The organism is Lelliottia nimipressuralis (assembly GCF_041464075.1).
Lineage (GTDB): Bacteria > Pseudomonadota > Gammaproteobacteria > Enterobacterales > Enterobacteriaceae > Enterobacter > Enterobacter nimipressuralis.
Map to the genome: position 1 here is coordinate 1,923,625 of NZ_CP167172.1, position 16,043 is coordinate 1,939,667.

The 16,043-nt window shown below is 56.3% G+C and carries 17 protein-coding genes; 9 read left to right on the forward strand and 8 right to left on the reverse strand.

What is annotated here, in order from left to right:
* Window positions 1-3 precede the first annotated feature (3 nt).
* The 5 genes from sufC to ACB496_RS09020 all read left to right on the forward strand — a co-directional run bounded on the left by sufC (window position 4) and on the right by ACB496_RS09020 (window position 4,759).
* Window positions 4-750 carry a Fe-S cluster assembly ATPase SufC gene (gene sufC, locus ACB496_RS09000; protein ID WP_095281756.1) on the forward strand — a complete coding sequence of 249 codons (747 nt, stop codon included), beginning with the start codon at window positions 4-6 and terminating at the stop codon, window positions 748-750.
* Window positions 725-1,996, forward strand: a complete 1,272-nt coding sequence (gene sufD, locus ACB496_RS09005; RefSeq protein WP_371975007.1) for a Fe-S cluster assembly protein SufD — start codon at window positions 725-727, stop codon at window positions 1,994-1,996. Before sufC ends, sufD begins: the two co-directional genes overlap by 26 nt.
* A complete protein-coding gene (gene sufS, locus ACB496_RS09010) occupies window positions 1,993-3,213 on the forward strand; it encodes a cysteine desulfurase SufS (RefSeq protein WP_107703720.1) in 1,221 nt (406 codons plus the stop codon). Before sufD ends, sufS begins: the two co-directional genes overlap by 4 nt.
* Before the next feature lie 12 nt (window positions 3,214-3,225).
* Entirely contained in the window at window positions 3,226-3,642 is a 417-nt protein-coding gene (gene sufE, locus ACB496_RS09015; protein ID WP_371975008.1) for a cysteine desulfuration protein SufE, read from the forward strand.
* 97 nt (window positions 3,643-3,739) lie between these two features.
* Window positions 3,740-4,759 carry a L,D-transpeptidase family protein gene (locus ACB496_RS09020; protein WP_231276429.1) on the forward strand — a complete coding sequence of 340 codons (1,020 nt, stop codon included), beginning with the start codon at window positions 3,740-3,742 and terminating at the stop codon, window positions 4,757-4,759.
* Window positions 4,760-4,818: 59 nt separating this feature from the next.
* Here ACB496_RS09020 and ACB496_RS09025 read toward each other — a convergent pair whose 3' ends face one another.
* The 4 genes from ACB496_RS09025 to ACB496_RS09040 form a co-directional block, all read right to left on the reverse strand.
* Entirely contained in the window at window positions 4,819-5,055 is a 237-nt protein-coding gene (locus ACB496_RS09025) for a major outer membrane lipoprotein (protein ID WP_095281761.1), read from the reverse strand.
* Between the two features lie 308 nt (window positions 5,056-5,363).
* Entirely contained in the window at window positions 5,364-6,785 is a 1,422-nt protein-coding gene (gene pykF / locus ACB496_RS09030) for a pyruvate kinase PykF (RefSeq protein WP_100780441.1), read from the reverse strand.
* 378 nt (window positions 6,786-7,163) lie between these two features.
* On the reverse strand, window positions 7,164-8,309 hold the full coding sequence (locus tag ACB496_RS09035; RefSeq protein WP_100780894.1) for a trans-sulfuration enzyme family protein: 1,146 nt from the start codon (window positions 8,307-8,309) through the stop codon (window positions 7,164-7,166).
* Window positions 8,310-8,321: 12 nt separating this feature from the next.
* Window positions 8,322-9,692 carry a cystathionine beta-synthase gene (locus tag ACB496_RS09040; RefSeq protein ID WP_268196241.1) on the reverse strand — a complete coding sequence of 457 codons (1,371 nt, stop codon included), beginning with the start codon at window positions 9,690-9,692 and terminating at the stop codon, window positions 8,322-8,324.
* Between the two features lie 399 nt (window positions 9,693-10,091).
* Here ACB496_RS09040 and ACB496_RS09045 point away from each other — a divergent pair, with 399 nt between their 5' ends.
* The 4 genes from ACB496_RS09045 to fumD all read left to right on the forward strand — a co-directional run bounded on the left by ACB496_RS09045 (window position 10,092) and on the right by fumD (window position 12,922).
* Window positions 10,092-11,114, forward strand: a complete 1,023-nt coding sequence (locus ACB496_RS09045) for a methionine ABC transporter ATP-binding protein (protein WP_129034437.1) — start codon at window positions 10,092-10,094, stop codon at window positions 11,112-11,114.
* Window positions 11,107-11,775 carry a methionine ABC transporter permease gene (locus ACB496_RS09050; RefSeq protein WP_100780438.1) on the forward strand — a complete coding sequence of 223 codons (669 nt, stop codon included), beginning with the start codon at window positions 11,107-11,109 and terminating at the stop codon, window positions 11,773-11,775. The genes ACB496_RS09045 and ACB496_RS09050 overlap by 8 nt, the downstream gene beginning before the upstream one ends.
* A gap of 20 nt (window positions 11,776-11,795) precedes the next feature.
* Window positions 11,796-12,608 carry a MetQ/NlpA family ABC transporter substrate-binding protein gene (locus ACB496_RS09055; protein ID WP_006174916.1) on the forward strand — a complete coding sequence of 271 codons (813 nt, stop codon included), beginning with the start codon at window positions 11,796-11,798 and terminating at the stop codon, window positions 12,606-12,608.
* Window positions 12,609-12,712: 104 nt separating this feature from the next.
* Window positions 12,713-12,922, forward strand: coding sequence for a fumarate hydratase FumD (gene fumD, locus ACB496_RS09060; RefSeq protein ID WP_014069945.1), 210 nt, complete (start codon window positions 12,713-12,715; stop codon window positions 12,920-12,922).
* Here fumD and ACB496_RS09065 read toward each other — a convergent pair.
* From ACB496_RS09065 to ACB496_RS09080, 4 genes are read right to left on the reverse strand one after another with little or no spacing between them, the layout of a single operon-like run.
* Window positions 12,903-13,589, reverse strand: coding sequence for an amino acid ABC transporter permease (locus tag ACB496_RS09065; RefSeq protein ID WP_107703717.1), 687 nt, complete (start codon window positions 13,587-13,589; stop codon window positions 12,903-12,905). The two genes, fumD and ACB496_RS09065, sit on opposite strands and share 20 nt — an antisense overlap.
* Window positions 13,586-14,359, reverse strand: coding sequence for an amino acid ABC transporter permease (locus tag ACB496_RS09070; protein ID WP_371975009.1), 774 nt, complete (start codon window positions 14,357-14,359; stop codon window positions 13,586-13,588). The genes ACB496_RS09065 and ACB496_RS09070 overlap by 4 nt, the downstream gene beginning before the upstream one ends.
* Window positions 14,359-15,174 carry an amino acid ABC transporter ATP-binding protein gene (locus ACB496_RS09075; RefSeq protein ID WP_371975010.1) on the reverse strand — a complete coding sequence of 272 codons (816 nt, stop codon included), beginning with the start codon at window positions 15,172-15,174 and terminating at the stop codon, window positions 14,359-14,361. The genes ACB496_RS09070 and ACB496_RS09075 overlap by 1 nt, the downstream gene beginning before the upstream one ends.
* Before the next feature lies 1 nt (window position 15,175).
* Window positions 15,176-16,006 carry an ABC transporter substrate-binding protein gene (locus ACB496_RS09080; protein WP_107703714.1) on the reverse strand — a complete coding sequence of 277 codons (831 nt, stop codon included), beginning with the start codon at window positions 16,004-16,006 and terminating at the stop codon, window positions 15,176-15,178.
* Window positions 16,007-16,043 lie beyond the last annotated feature (37 nt).

Below are 16,043 nucleotides of genomic sequence, written 5' to 3' on the forward strand. Positions count from 1 at the left end.
AACATGTTAAGCATTAAAGATTTACAGGTCAGTGTGGAAGATAAAGCGATCCTGCGTGGGCTGAATATTGACGTCCGTCCGGGTGAAGTGCACGCCATTATGGGGCCAAACGGCTCCGGGAAAAGTACGCTCTCCGCGACGCTGGCCGGGCGTGAAGATTATGAAGTAGTCGGCGGGTCCGTCGAGTTTAAGGGCAAAGATCTGCTGGAACTCTCCCCGGAAGATCGCGCCGGTGAGGGCATCTTTATGGCCTTCCAGTATCCGGTCGAAATCCCGGGCGTCAGCAACCAGTTCTTCCTGCAAACCTCCCTCAACGCGGTGCGCAAATACCGTGGAGAAGAGGAGCTGGATCGCTTTGACTTCCAGGATCTGATGGAAGAGAAGATCAAACTGCTGAAAATGCCGGAAGATTTGCTGACCCGTTCTGTGAACGTCGGCTTCTCCGGTGGCGAGAAAAAACGTAACGATATCCTGCAGATGGCGGTGCTGGAGCCGGAGCTGTGTATTCTGGATGAAACGGACTCCGGTCTGGACATCGATGCGCTGAAAATTGTTGCCGACGGCGTGAACTCCCTACGCGACGGCAAACGCTCGTTTATTATCGTCACCCACTATCAGCGCATTCTTGACTACATCAAACCGGATTACGTCCACGTTCTGTATCAGGGCCGCATCGTTAAATCCGGCGATTTTACTCTGGTCAAACAACTGGAGGAGCAGGGCTATGGCTGGCTTACCGAACAGCAGTAACGCACTGCAGCAGTGGCATCGCCTGTTTGAAACTCAGGGCGAAACGCGATCTGAACAGGCGCAACAGCACCTGCAGCAGATGCTGCGTCTCGGTCTGCCGACGCGCAAACACGAAAACTGGAAGTACACGCCGCTGGACGGCTTGCTCAACAGTCAGTTTGTCACGCGTCTGGCGGATGTCACGCCAGCCCAGCGCGATGCGCTGGCGCTGAATATTGACGCCGTACGTCTGGTGTTTGTTGATGGGCGTTATAACCCGGAACTGAGCGACAGCACTGAGGGCAGCGGATTTGACGTTGAGATCAATGACCAGCGCCAGTCTCTGCCTGCGCCGGTGCAGCCGGAAGTGTTCCTGCATCTGACCGAAAGCCTGGCGTCAGGCGTGACGCATATCCGCGTGAAGCGTAATCAGCGCCCGGCGAAACCGCTGCTGCTGTTGCACATCACGCAGGGGCTGGAGGGCGAAGAGGTTAATACGGCCCACTATCGTCATCATCTCGACATGGCTGAGGGGGCGGAAGCGACCCTTATCGAGCATTACGTCAGCCTGAATGAGACCAGACACTTTACCGGCGCGCGCCTGACGATGAACGTGGCGGCCAATGCCCAGCTGCATCACATCAAGCTGGCGTTTGAAAACCCGGTGAGCCATCACTTTGCCCACAACGACATACTGATTGGCCCGGACGCGGCGGCGTACAGCCACAGCTTCCTGCTCGGCGGGGCGGTGCTGCGCCACAACACCAGCACGCAGCTTAACGGCGAGAACACCACGTTGCGCATGAACAGCCTGGCGATGCCGGTGAAGTCGGAAGTATGCGATACCCGTACCTGGCTTGAGCACAACAAAGGCTACTGTAACAGTCGCCAGATGCATAAAGTCATCGCCAATGACAAAGGGCGTGCGGTGTTTAACGGCCTGATTAACGTGGCGCAACACGCCATCAAAACCGACGGGCAGATGACGAACAACAATCTGCTGCTGGGCCGTCTGGCGGAAGTGGACACCAAGCCGCAGCTCGAAATTTATGCCGATGACGTCAAGTGCAGCCACGGGGCGACGGTTGGCCGTATCGACGATGAACAGATGTTCTATCTGCGCTCGCGTGGTATCAACAAGCAGGCGGCGCAGAAGATGATCATCTACGCGTTTGCCGCGGAGCTGACGGAAGCGCTGCGCGATGAAACCCTGAAACAGCAGGTGCTGGCACGCATTGGTCAGCGTTTGCCAGGAGGCGAAGCATGAGTTTTCCCGTAGAGAAAGTGCGGGCGGATTTTCCCGTCCTGACCCGTGAAGTGAACGGTCTGCCGCTTGCCTATCTCGACAGCGCGGCCAGCGCGCAGAAGCCGAATCAGGTGATTGACGCCGAGGCGGAGTTTTATCGCCACGGCTATGCGGCGGTGCATCGCGGTATTCATACCCTCAGCGCCGAAGCGACGCAGCGGATGGAAAACGTGCGCACGCAGCTTGCGACCTTCCTCAACGCCCGTTCACCGGAAGAGCTGGTGTTCGTGCGCGGCACCACCGAAGGCATCAATCTGGTGGCCAACAGCTGGGGCAGTGCGCAGGTGCATGCGGGTGACAACATCATCATCACCCAGATGGAGCATCACGCCAATATCGTGCCGTGGCAGATGCTCTGCGAGCGTGTGGGGGCACAACTGCGCGTGATCCCGCTCAATCAGGACGGGACGTTGCAGCTGGAGCTACTGGATACTCTGCTCGACGACCGTACGCGGCTGGTGGCGATTACCCAGATTTCCAACGTGCTTGGCACCGAAAACCCGGTGGCCGAGATCATCGCCAAAGCGCATCAGGCCGGTGCGAAAGTGCTGGTGGACGGCGCGCAGGCGGTGATGCATCACGCCACCGACGTGCAGGCGCTTGACTGCGATTTTTACGTTTTCTCCGGTCACAAATTGTATGGCCCGACCGGGATTGGCGTGCTGTACGTGAAAGAGGATATCCTGCAGGCGATGCCGCCGTGGGAAGGGGGCGGGTCGATGATCGCCACCGTCAGCCTGACGCAGGGCACGACCTACGCCAAAGCGCCGTGGCGCTTTGAGGCCGGGACGCCGAACACGGGCGGAATTATCGGGCTGGGCGCGGCAGTTGAATACGTATCAGCGATTGGGCTGGATGCGATTGCCGAGTACGAACAGACGCTGATGCGCTATGCGCTGGCGGAGCTGGCCAGCGTGCCGGATCTGACGCTCTACGGACCGGATTCGCGCAAAGGGGTCATTGCCTTTAATCTGGGTCAACATCACGCCTACGACGTGGGAAGTTTCCTGGATAACTACGGCGTGGCCGTGCGCACCGGGCACCACTGCGCGATGCCGCTGATGGCGTTTTACCAGGTCCCGGCCATGTGCCGCGCGTCGCTGGTGATGTATAACACAACGGAAGAGATCGACAGGCTGGTGACAGGACTGAAACGTATCCATCACCTGCTGGGCTAAGAGAGGCAAGACATGGCCGCGTTGCCGGACAGAGACAAACTGTTGCGTAACTTTACCCGTTGCGCCAACTGGGAAGAGAAATACCTGTACATCATTGAGCTGGGACAGCGTTTGCCTGCGCTCAGCGAAGCAGCACACAGCCCGGAGAACATTATCCAGGGCTGTCAGAGCCAGGTCTGGATTGTGATGCGCCAGACCGACGACGGTATGATTGAATTGCAAGGCGACAGCGATGCTGCCATTGTGAAAGGGCTGGTTGCCGTCGTGTTTATTCTGTATCACCAGATGTCCGCTCAGGATATTGTGGCCTTTGACGTGCGCCCGTGGTTTGAAAAAATGTCACTGGCACAACATTTAACCCCCTCCCGATCCCAGGGGCTGGAAGCGATGATCCGCGCAATCCGCTCCAAAGCGTCCAACATTAGCTAAACTAAAAAGACTGCATTCATTCTGTTACGCGAGGTGGCTCCCACCTCGCTGGTTTTTCGGCTTTCTGGCGTTCTGTCAGTGAATAAGGAATCTCAGCATGAAGCGCGCGTCGATAATTACACTTTTACTGCTCAGCACTTTCGGTGGCCTTAATTCTGCCAGCGCGATGGATTATCCGTTGCCGCCAGCGGGCAGCCGCCTTATTGGTCAAAATCAAACCTACGCCATCCAGGAAGGGGACAAAAATTTGCAGGCGATTGCCCGTCGATTTAATACCGCGGCGCAACTGATCCTCGAAACCAATAATACGATTGCACCGGTCTATCCCGCGCCGGGGACGGTGATTACCATTCCGTCGCAAATGCTGCTGCCGGATACGCCGCGCGAGGGCATCGTGGTGAACCTGGCCGAGCTGCGGCTCTACTACTTCCCGCCGGGGGAGAATATCGTTCAGGTCTATCCTTTAGGCATTGGCCAGTTGGGGCTGGAGACGCCGGTCAGCACCACGCGCGTGAGCCAGAAAATCCCGAATCCAACCTGGACGCCTACACCGGGCATCAGAGCGCGTTCTCTTGCACAAGGTATCAAATTGCCGCCTGTGGTCCCGGCAGGGCCTAACAACCCGCTGGGGCGCTTTGCGCTGCGTCTGGGGATAGGCAACGGGGAGTATCTGATTCATGGCACCAGCGCGCCGGACAGTGTCGGTCTGCGCGTCAGCTCCGGCTGTATGCGCATGAATGCGCCGGACATTAAAGCGCTGTTCGCTCAGGCGCGCGTGGGGACCCGCGTGCAGATCATCAACGAGCCGGTGAAGTTTTCCGTTGAACCCGATGGCAGACGCTATGTAGAAGTACATCGCCCGCTGGCTCAGGTCGAAGGGGAGAACCCGCAAACCACGCCAATTGTGCACAACGCGAGCTTTGCGTCCTTTGCGTCGCTGGAGGGTAATGACAAAGTGCTGATTGATAAAGCACTGTCGCGCCGAGCTGGTATTCCGGTTGCGGTCTCTGCGGGAAACGGCCCATCCGCGTCGGTGGCGAATCCGGTGCTGTCGGTGCAGAACAGTCGCGCATCAGACGCGGTGTCTGAAGGCGAGAAAGAGGTGGTCATGCAGTAGGGCGAATAACAGGCAAAAAAAATGGCGCACAATGTGCGCCATTTTATTAACAGGTACTATTACTTACGGTATTTAGTAGCCTGGTTGTCCAGACGCTGGTTAGCGCGTGCTGCGTCGTCTTTAGCAGCCTGAACGTCAGAACGGATTGCGTTCACGTCGTTGCTCAGCTGGTCAACTTTAGCGTTCAGAGTCTGAACGTCAGAAGACAGTTGGTCGATTTTAGCATTGCTAGAACAACCAGCCAGCATAGTAGAAGCCAGGATTACCGCGCCCAGTACCAGTTTAGTACGATTCATTATTAATACCCTCTAGATTGAGTTAATCTCCATGTAGCGTTACAAGTATTACACAAAGTTTTTTATGTTGAGAATATTTTTTTGATGGGAATACACCTATTTTTGATCGTTCGCTCAAAGAAACAACGAATCTGCCCCTTTTGCCGAAAAAGCTATGTTAAAAAAGACATTTTTCATCGGATTCATCTTAGATAAATCGCTCTTAAATAGAAAAACTCGATTTGCATTTTGAATAAACATGGCTAATGCCATAAATAAAAAAAGCGCCCGGAGGCGCTTTTTTAGCAAATCAATTCGTTTGATAATGATTACAGGACGTGAACAGACGCCGTATTGGTCGTTCCGCTTGGTACCAGCGCACCAGAAACCATCACCACAACGTCACCTTTACGTGCCAGACCACAATCAACCAGCTGCAGAGCCACTTCTTTACCCAGACGGTAGAAATCGTCGGTAGACGCGATCTCTTTCACCAGGTGTGGGATCACGCCTTTGCTCAGAACCAGCTGACGAGCAGTGGTTTCGTTGGTGGTCAGCGCCAGGATGGTGGCGTTCGGGAAGTATTTACGCACGGCTTTAGCGGATTTACCGCCCTGGGTCGCCACCACGATCAGCGGTGCATCCAGTTTCTCAGCGGTTTCAACGGCACCACGGCAAACGGCTTCGGTGATACGCAGTTTACGGCTGTCATTGCTGTTATCCAGACGGCTGGTCATGACGCGGTCAGTACGCTCGCAGATGGTAGCCATGATGGTCACGGCTTCCAGCGGGTATTTACCTTTCGCGGATTCGCCAGACAGCATTACTGCATCGGTACCGTCAAGGATGGCGTTCGCCACGTCACCGGCTTCTGCGCGGGTAGGGCGTGGGTTTTTGATCATAGAGTCGAGCATCTGCGTGGCAGTAATAACCACTTTACGTGCACGCACACACTTCTCGATCATCATCTTCTGCGCGAAGATCACTTCTTCAACCGGGATTTCAACGCCCAGATCGCCACGAGCAACCATGATGCCGTCAGACGCTTCGAGGATTTCGTCGAAGTTGTTCAGGCCTTCCTGGTTTTCGATTTTGGAGATGATCTGGATCTTCTCGCCGCCGTGGGCTTTCAGATGCTCACGGATTTCGGTCACGTCGGAACGTTTACGGATAAAGGACGCTGCCACGAAATCAACGCCTTGCTCGCAACCGAAGATCAGGTCTTGTTTGTCTTTTTCCGCCAGCGCTGGCAGTGCGATGGAAACGCCTGGCAGGTTAACGCCTTTGTTCTCGCCCAGATCACCGTTGTTCAGCACTTTACAAACAACGTTTTTGCCTTCGATAGCGGTCACTTCCATACCGATCAGGCCGTCATCCACCAGCACGGTGTTGCCAACGGACAGGTCGGTGGTGAAACCTTCGTACGTCACAGCGACGATTTCGTTGTTACCTACAACGGATTTGTCGGTCGTGAAGGTGAAGGTCTGACCCGCTTTCAGGGAGACGTCGTTGCCGCCTTCCAGTTTGATGGTACGGATTTCCGGGCCTTTGGTATCCAGCAGGATCGCTGCTTTTTTACCGGTCTTGCTCATCACGTTGCGCAAGTTCTGAATACGTTGGCCGTGTTCAGCATAGTCGCCGTGAGAGAAGTTCAGACGCATTACGTTCATGCCGGCGTCCAGCATTTTGCTCAGCATCTCTTCAGATTCGGTTTTCGGGCCGATGGTGCAAACAATTTTCGTCTTTTTCATGACAGTCTTAGTCTTTAAGTTGGGAAGGATATGGAAATCTCGCTCCGGGGGCGCACTGCCGCAGAGTCAAACCTGTGTAGCGAAATTTTAAATGACACGCACTAAGGATAGGTGACATCAAATGAGCGTGCAGAAGAAAGTGTGCCTGAGTCTTGGCCCAACGAAGGAGAGGAGAAGTTGTACGTTGTTTTTTGTATTCCAAGCGCTGAAACCATTCACCCAGGGATTAGGCGCGCATTATACGCTGATTTTCAGATAAAAGGAAAATGGAAACGGTGTTTCAAAAAGATTCTGTGCAGTTTCACAAAAGATTGTTATCAACGCGTTAAGGCTAAACGCTATCTTGTTGCGGCAGAGGTAACGTCTGCCGCATTTCGCTTAATTTTTCAGCGCTTGTTCGAGGTCTGCGATCAGATCGTGGGCATCTTCAATCCCGACGGACAAACGAATCAGCTGCGGAACGATGCCGTTGGCTAACCGCTGCTCCAGCGGGATCGACGCGTGGGTCATGCTGTAGGGCTGGCTGACCAGGCTTTCCACCCCGCCCAGGCTCTCGGCGAGGGTAAAGAGTTTCAGCTTGCGGATGATCGCGGTGGCCTGTTGCGCATCACCTTTGACGACCACGGAAATCATCCCGCCCGGCAGGGCCATCTGCGTGCGCGCCAGCTGGTAATGTGGATGAGATTCCAGCCACGGGAACCACACTTTTTCGACCGCCGGATGCTGCTCCAGCCATTGCGCAATCGCCAGCGCGTTGGCGCTGTGTTTTTCGACGCGCAGGGCGAGGGTACGAATGCCACGCAGGGTCAGGAAGCTGCTAAACGGGTCGAGCACGCCGCCGACAGCGTTTTGCAGATAGCCCAGCTGGTCAGCGAGTTCGCGGTTGTCGCCCACCACCGCCAGGCCCGCCACCACGTCAGAGTGGCCGTTGAGATATTTCGTCGCGGAATGGACGACGATATCAAAACCCAACTCCAGCGGACGATGGATCACCGGCGAGGCAAAGGTATTATCCGCCACGCTGATGATGCGATGGCGACGCGCGATCTCTGCGATAGCCGCGAGATCCACCAGTTTCAGCAAAGGGTTAGTCGGGGTTTCCACCCAGATCATTTTGGTATCGGGGCGGATTGCCGCTTCAAGGGCCGATAAATCGCCAGGTTTCACCCAGCTCACCTGCAATCCCGTGCTGCGTTTGCGCACGTTTTCAATCAGGCGATATGTGCCGCCGTACACATCGTCGATGGCGACGATATGGCTGTCTTTATCCAGCAGCTCCAGCACGGTAGAGATCGCCGCCAGACCGGAGGCAAAGGCATATCCGCGCGTTCCGCTCTCCAGCTCGGCAATCGCCGTTTCCAGCGCATGGCGCGTCGGGTTACCGCTGCGGGAATACTCGTAGCCCGTATGTTCGCCGGGAGACGGTTGCGCAAACGTCGAGGTGGCGTAAATGGGCGGCATCACCGCGCCGTGCTGATCGTTAAACTCGCCGCTGTGGACGCTCAAGGTTGCCAGGTTTTTCATCATTATTATTCCTTAGTGTTGAAGACGGTTGCGCCACACGGTGAGGACATCGCTGCGCGTAATCAGGCCCAGAAAGCGATCGCGGTCGTTAATCACGGCCACGAGACCGCGGTCAAAGATCGGTTTTAGCGCGCTCTCAGAGGCATGTTTGTCGAGCACCTCGACGTTGCGTGTCATTGCCTCGGTGACGGGCAGGGCGAAACGCTCGCCGTCCCCCGCGATATGGCTGACCAGATCCCATTCGTCGACAATGCCCACCACCTGACCGTTCTCTAAAACCGGCAGCTGAGAGATATCGTACAGCCGCATACGCGCCAGCACGGTCGCCAGGGTGTCATCCGGGGCGGCAGTAACGGTCGCGCCTTCGTCGTGACGCAGGGCGATATAATCAGAGAGATCGCCGGTTTGCGGGCGGGAGATCAGCCCCTGCTGGCGCATCCAGTCGTCGTTGAACATTTTCGAGAGGTACTTATTCCCGCTGTCGCAGGCAAAGGTCACCACCCGTTTCGGGATGGTTTGCGCCTGGCAATAGCGCAGCGCCGCCGCCAGCAGGGTGCCGCTGGAGGAGCCGGCCAGAATGCCTTCGGTTTTTAGCAGGTCGCGGGCGGTGGTGAAGGCTTCGCGGTCGGTGACACGATAGGCCTGATGCACGCCTTCGATGTGCGCCAGCGGCGGAATAAAGTCTTCGCCGATCCCCTCGACCAGCCATGAACCCGCGTCATGGTGACGGCCCGACTCCACCTGATCCGCCAGCACTGAACCCGCCGGGTCGGCCAGCACAAACTCAGTGTGCGGAGAGTGCTGCGCAAACCACGCCTGCAGCCCGCCGAGCGTACCGCCGGACCCTACACCAACCACAATCGCATCGATCCTGCCGTCCAGCTGTTCAAACAGCTCGGGCGCAGTAGAGGTGCTGTGCGCCAGCGGGTTGGCCTCGTTATTGAACTGGTCAATATAGAAGCTGCCGGGGATCTCCTGCGCCAGCCGCTTCGCGTAGTCCTGATAGTAGGCCGGGTGGCCTTTGTTGACGTCGGAGCGCGTCAGCACCACCTGAGCGCCCAGCGCGCGCAGATGAAAAATCTTCTCGCGGCTCATTTTGTCCGGCACCACCAGCACCAGCGCATAGCCTTTTTGCGCCGCAATCAGCGCCAGCCCCAGCCCGGTATTGCCCGCCGTGGCCTCAATAATGGTGCCGCCCGGTGCGAGCAGTCCTTTGCGCTCGGCTTCGTTGATCATCGACAGGGCCACGCGGTCCTTAATCGAGCCGCCAGGATTCTGGTTTTCGAGTTTTAAAAACAGCGAGCACAGGCCGGTATCCAGCTTGTGCAACTGGATGAGCGGCGTGCGGCCAATCAGTTCAGTCACGGAGTGATAAATCGCCATGGTCTTTTCCTTAACAGAGACATGGCTGGATGATAGGACTATGAAATTTCCTCAAGAAAGAACGTTTCACTGCCTGTTAGAACGGAAAGTAATATAAATGGCTGATTTGGCAGTTAAGACAGCAAGCCGTAAAGTGCTCTGGATGTGAGGATGGCTATATAAGGAGAAAATGCGGCAAAAATGACCGTTTTTGCGCCTCAGGCGCTGCCACATATGCATTGTGCAGATAATCATTGCTGAAAATAAGCTAATCATCCTGCGCCCAGTCGCCACGCCACATATTCCTCAGCGTTATAAGACATTCGATTTTGTTCATTTAAAACATCATAACGTCTGATTACTATCGTTTGGACATCCATACTGCTAAACCGCTATATGCGTAACGGATAACGAAAAATAATGATTGTTCTCAGGAATATTTCGAAGGTTTTTGACAACGGAAAAGTGGCACTTACCGCCGTTGATAACGTCAATTTGACGGTCGAACAGGGGCAGATTTACGGGATTATCGGCTACAGCGGCGCCGGAAAAAGTACGCTGATTCGCCTGCTGAACGGACTGGAAAAGCCGACCTCGGGCAGCGTGACCATCAGCGGCCAGGAGATCTCCTCGGCCAAAGGCGAAGCACTGCGCCAGGCGCGCCTGAAAATTAGCATGGTGTTCCAGCACTTCAACCTGCTCTGGTCGCGTACGGTCAGGGAGAATATCGCCTTCTCAATGCAAATCGCGGGCGTGCCGAAAGCCAAAATTAACGCCCGCGTTGCAGAGCTGGTGGATCTGGTGGGGCTGAAAGGCCGCGAGAATGCTTATCCGTCGCAGCTCAGCGGCGGGCAGAAACAGCGCGTGGGCATTGCCCGGGCGCTGGCAAATAACCCGGACGTACTGCTGTGCGATGAAGCGACCTCCGCCCTCGACCCGCAAACGACGGATCAGATCCTCGATCTGCTGCTCGACATTAACCGTCGTTTTAATCTCACCATCGTGCTGATCACCCACGAAATGCACGTGGTGCGCAAAATCTGCGACCGCGTGGCGGTGATGGAAAACGGCAAAGTGGTGGAAGAGGGCGATGTCCTCGGCGTTTTCACTCATCCGCAAAAACCGATCACCCAGCAGTTTGTGCGCCAGGTGAGCCAGTACACCGAAGAAGAGGCCTTTAATCCGGAGCTGGCGAACGAGCTGGAAGGCACGGTGATCCGCCTGACCTTCACCGGGCACAGCACCCACAAGCCGATTGTCGGGGAGCTTACCCTGCGTTACGGCCTGCCGTTTAACATTCTACACGGCAAAATGACGCAAACGGCACACGGCGTTTTCGGCCAATTATGGGTGCACGTCGTGGCATCCGAAGAGCAACTGAACAATATCCTCGCCGACCTGAAGCACAGCGATATTGATGGCGAGGTAATTAAACATGGCTGAGACGCTTTTTCCGCACCTGAAATGGGACCAGCTGTGGGCCGCCACCCTGGAAACGCTCTACATGACGGCGATCTCCGGCGTCGCGACCTTTGTGTTGGGGATTGTCCTGGGGCTGGCGCTGTTCCTGACGGCGCGCGGCGGATTGTTCCACAACCGCACCGTCTACAGCGTCATCTCGATTGTGGTGAACGTTTTCCGCTCGATTCCGTTCATCATTTTGATTGTCCTGCTGATCCCGTTCACCAAGACCATCGTCGGGACGATTCTCGGGGCCAACGCCGCGCTCCCGGCGCTGATTGTCGGCGCGGCACCGTTTTATGCGCGTCTGGTGGAGATCGCCCTGCGCGAAGTGGACAAAGGGGTCATTGAGGCGACGCGTTCGATGGGCGCACGTCTGAGCACCTTAATTTTTCGGGTTTTACTGCCGGAATCATCACCTGCACTGGTCTCAGGCATTACGGTGACGCTGATTGCACTGGTGAGCTACAGCGCAATGGCGGGGGTGATTGGCGCCGGTGGTTTGGGAAATCTGGCTTATCTGGAAGGATTCCAGCGCAACCACGGTGATGTCACGCTGGTGGCAACGGTGACTATTTTGATCATCGTTTTCATTATCCAGTTCTGCGGCGACGTCATTACTTCACTGTTAGATAAACGATAAAACACACAGGAAACCACATCATGAAAAAGACACTGACACTGATTGCCGCCGCAACCCTGAGCGCCCTGAGCTTTGCCTCCTGGGCGGATACGCTGACCGTGGGCGCGTCCAACACCCCGCATGCTGAAATTCTGGAGCAGGCGAAACCGATTCTGGCGAAACAGGGTATCGATCTGGAGATCAAACCTTTCCAGGACTACATCCTGCCAAATACCGCGCTGGCAGGCCGTGATATCGACGCGAACTACTTCCAGCACATTCCTTACCTGAACAGCGTGCTGAAAGATCATGCGGGCGACAAAGATTATGATTTCGTCAGTGCCGGTGCGATTCACATCGAGCCGATTGGTATTTACTCCAAAAAATACAAATCCCTGAAAGATCTGCCGGAAGGCGGCAAAATCATCATGCGTGATGCGGTCTCCGAAGAGGGGCGTATTCTCTCTATCTTCGAGAAAGAGGGCGTGATCAAACTGAAGCCAGGCATCGATAAAGTGACCGCGCGCATCAGCGACATCGTCGAAAACCCGAAAAAACTGCAGTTCACGCCAAACGTCGAAGCCTCTCTGCTGCCGCAGATGTATAACAATGACGAAGGTGCGGCGGTCGTGATTAACGCCAACTACGCCATTGATGCAGGTCTGGACCCGGTTCACGACCCGATCGCGGTCGAGAGCGGTGAGAACAACCCGTATGCGAACATCATCACCGTACATCGCGGCGATGAGAAGAAGAAAGATATCGTGGCGCTGGTGGACGTGCTGCACTCCAAAGAGATTCAGGACTGGATCCGCACTAAATATAAAGGTGCTGTGATTCCGGTAAACAACTAATCCCTGGATAAAAGACCCAGGCCCGACGAGCGATCGCCGGGCTTTTTTTGTATCCACTCTGTTAATCATTTAAGCTGCTCCTTTAAAGCAATGGAGTGGTAGCAATGGGCAATGTGACCAAAGACGACGCGCTTTATCAGGAAATGTGCCGGGTAGTGGGGAAGGTCGTTCTTGAGATGCGGGATTTAGGGCAGGAGCCTAAGCATATCGTCATTGCGGGCGTCCTGCGTACCGCGCTGGCGAACCAGCGCGTGAAACGCAGTGAACTGACAACGCAAGCGATGGAAACGGTGGTTAAAGCGCTGGCGGGGTGAAACGCCAGCGTTTAGCGATCTGCTCAAGCGAGCAGCAGAGCAGGTAATAGACCACGCCGGTAAAGATAAAAATGGCCGCCGGGTAAATCTGCACCCGGTTGTTCACCTGGCCGGCAACGGTGGTCAGTTCCGGCACGTTGACAATAAAAGCCAGCGACGTGTCTTTCAGCAGACTGATAAAAATCCCCAGCAGAGACGGCAGAATATTGCGCAACACCTGCGGCAGCAGGATCAGCCACAGCGTCTGCTGCGTACCAAATCCCTGCGTCAACGCCGCCTCAAATTGCCCGTCCGGCAATGCCCTCAGCCCTGCCAGCACGGAGTGCATCACGGCGGCCGCGGTAAACCACGCCAGCGCCAGGGTTACGGTCAACGCGCCGGGGAGATCGCCACCCGTTAAAAGCGGCAGTAAATACCACATCCAGAAAATCACAAAGATCAGCGGGATACCGCGAATCAGCTCGGCCCACAAAAAAAGCGTGTTGCGCACGACGCCCGGAAACCGCCAGGCGAGCGCCGCGAGCGCAATGCCGCCCGGCAGCGCCAGCACCGCGGCTCCCAGCGCCATCAGCAGCGTCAGCAACACCCCGCCAGGCTGACCGGCGGACATCCGTCCCCAGAGCAGATAATCCAGGTTATCGATAATGACATTCAGCCCGGCGATCATGCGTGTTCCCTCCCGGCGTTGATAGCTGCATCACGCGCACGCGGGCGGCGTTTAGTGGACGGCCCAAGCCTCACCAGCAGCAGCCCCAGCAACACCCCCGTCAGCAGATACAGCACGGTGCCCACGGTGAAGGCTTCCAGCGCGTGGGCGTTAAAGCTCTCAATCTGGCGCACCTGATAGGTCAGCTCGGCAAAGCCGATGCCGCTGGCAAGAGAGGAGAGTTTCATTAAGTTCAAATACTGCCCGACCACCGGCTGCCAGGCGTTTGCCAGCCCCTGAGGCAGCAGGATGTAGCGGAACAGTCGCCAGGAGGAGAACCCCTGCGCCAGCGCCGCCTGTCGCTGCCCCGATGGTACCGCCTGCAATCCCGAAGCGATCTCCTCGATTAAGAACGCGGAGGTAAACACGCCCAGCCCCCACGCGGAACAGAGAAATTCCGGTGTAAACCACCAGACGTCCCCCGGCAGAATCGACCAGCTGTGATCGGCATTGATGAAATTGCGAAGTGCCTGCGGCAGCCCGTTCCAGGCCGCGAAATACCAGAACAATAGCTGCACCAGTAACGGCGTATTGCGAAACAGAGAGACCCATGCCGCCACGAGAGCGTTCCCCGTTTTCCCGCCCGCCAGACGGAGAAGCAAAAGCAGAACGGCGAAGATGCTGGCGATGATCATCCCCGCGAGCGTCACCCACAGGGTGGTCAGAAAGCCGGTTAAAATCCACTGCAAGGGCTGTCCGGTCAGTACCCCTTGCCAGTCGAGGGCGGGCATCAGGATGGCTCCTGATGCAGCGGGTTCAGCACCTTTTGCAGGAACTGGCGGGCACGAGGATGTTCAGGATGACGGAAAAACTGCTCCGGCGGGGCGGTCTCCAGAATCTGTCCACCGTCGATGAACACCACCCGGTCGGCGATTTCGCGGGCAAACTGCATCTCGTGTGTCACCACAATCATCGTAATCCCGCTGTGGGCGAGAGCCTTCATTACCTGCAGAACCTCACCAATCATCTCCGGGTCAAGGGCCGACGTTGGCTCATCGAACAGGATAATTTGCGGCGATGAGGCCAACGCTCGGGCAATGGCCACGCGCTGCTGCTGCCCGCCGGAAAGCTCGGCCGGGAAGTGGCTGGCTTTCTCCACCATCCCGACTTTCTCCAGCAGCGTCAGGGCGCGTTCCTGCGCCTGCGGCGCTTTCCAGCCGTGAACATGCTCGAGCGCCAGACTGATGTTCTGGCTGGCGGTCAGATGGGCGTAAAGGTTAAATTGCTGGAACACAAATCCCACCCGGCTGCGAAGCTGGCGCAGGGCGGGGCCGGTTAGCTTGCGGGTAGGTTTGTCGTCAATCAAGATCTCGCCGCCGTTGAGGGACTCCAGCTGATTGATGAGGCGAATCAGCGTGGACTTACCGGAACCGGACGGCCCCAGAATTGCCACCACTTCCCCCGGATCAATGCGAAGTGAAATGCCTTTCAGCACCTGATGATCGCCGTAGCGTTTGACCACATCGCGGAACTCAACGCTTGCCTGCTCCAGATGTGAAAAATCCGCGGCACGGGCCGCGGAGCGTGAAAAAAGCGCTGAGAGCATATTACTGGGCTTCTATTTTAAAGGCGCGAGGCTGAGGTGAGGCGGTTTGTGGGCCAAACCAGACGTCATAAATTTTGGCGGCGTCGCCGGTTTTCTCAAGATTCACCAGCTCGTCATTCACCACGTTCAACAGCGCGGTTTCGCCTTTCTTCACCCCCACGCCGATCTCCTCTTTACTGAGCAAATCCGGCAGGATTTTAAAATCGGCTTTATCCGGCGCCTGGGCCAGTAAACCGGCCAGAATGGTGCTGTCCTGGGTAATCGCCTGCACATTACCGTTGCGCAGGGCAGTTAACGCCAGCGGAATATCGTCGTAAGAGAGCACGCGGGATTGCGGGAAACGCTGGTGCAGCGCCTGCTCGCCGGTGGTGCCTTTCACCGCGCCGATGCGCGCTTTGCTGTAATCATCCAGCTTATCCGCCGATTTTGCCGGAACAAGGAACTGCTGACCGGTCACGAAATAGGGCGTGGAGAAATCAATCACTTGAGCACGCTCCGGAGTGATGGTGATGTCGGCGACGATCAGATCGGCTTTCCCCGACTGCAGCAGCGGAATGCGGTTCGCCGGATTCGTGGCGACCAGTTCCAGCTTCACGCCAAGTTTTTTGGCCAGCGCTTTGGCGAAATCGACGTCATAGCCAACGATATCGTGTGTTTTTGCATCGATGGAGCCGAACGGCGGGTTGGCATCAAACGTGGCGACTTTTACCACGCCAGCGGCTTTGATATCCGCCAACTGATCGGCCTGCGCCTGGGTCGATAAAAGGCCGCCTGTGGTCAGTAAACCGAGTGCCAGTGCGAGTGTGTGATAGTGCTTTTTATGTGTAGCCATAGTTCCCTCAAGTATCCCGTTGTCTTTGTTTTGTCCG